At 76.2% G+C, this 856-nt stretch carries 1 protein-coding gene; it reads left to right on the top strand.

Going from position 1 to position 856, the window contains the following annotated elements:
* Positions 1-856: hypothetical protein (locus tag QQK25_RS23225; protein WP_438696568.1), on the top strand; the 856-nt coding region annotated here is incomplete at both ends.

Genomic DNA, 856 nt, shown 5'->3' with positions numbered 1-856 from the left:
TCCCCCCCGGCGACGCAGACGAAGACGCCCCCGCCGCGTGGTTCGCCGACGCCTGGGCCGCCGAACACCGCCACCTGGAACGCCGTGCCGCCGGCCAGCCCGACGCCTGGTGGGCGCTTGATCTTGCCGGTGACGACGACAGCCCCGATCCCCTCGCGCCAGCCGCAATACTCGAACGCTGGCTCGCCCGCGACCCGGCCCGGGCGCTGGCCACCATGGCCGCGCTGGCCCGCAGCGATGCCCCCGTGGCCAGCCTGCTCTCGGACGACGAAGCGAGCAGCCTCGTTCGCGCCCTCCTCGGTCACTTCGCCCGCCCCGACACGTCCCAGGCAACACGCACCGGCCCCGGCGCCGACTCACCCGCCTCGCCGACGACACCCACGCCAGAAGCCGGCACCGTGCCGAATCTCCAGGCCCGGCTCGACCTCCTCGCCAGCCACCACCTGCGCCTGTCCACCGCCAGCAGCCCGGCCCAGGCCGCCCCGTGGCTCCTCGCCCTGCTGCTCACCGAACACCCGTCCGCCACCCGCCAGCCTTCGGCCGTGCTACTGCAGACGATCACCCGCGCCGCCGCGCAGCCCGCCTCGCTACCCACGGGGGAGCCCGGCGCGCCGACTCCTGCCGCCCCGTCGCCAGCCCCCGCATCCGCGCAATCCGACAGCCCGGCAGAAGAATCCACCACCCTCACCCATCCGGTGAGCGCCGCCGGCCTGCTCCTGCTCCTGCGCCCGCTGGTGCGCCTGGGCCTGCTGCCCGCGGCCGAAAACCTCGGCCCAGCCCTGGGCGATCTGGCCCTCACCGCCCTGCGCAGGGTGCTGGCGCCGCTGCCCCCGGGCGAGCGGGCCGTGGCCCAGGA

The organism is Zoogloea oryzae, from assembly GCF_030161255.1.
Lineage (GTDB): Bacteria > Pseudomonadota > Gammaproteobacteria > Burkholderiales > Rhodocyclaceae > Zoogloea > Zoogloea oryzae.
The sequence above is the reverse complement of the archived record's forward strand: the minus strand, read 5'-3'. Positions and strand labels throughout refer to the sequence as shown.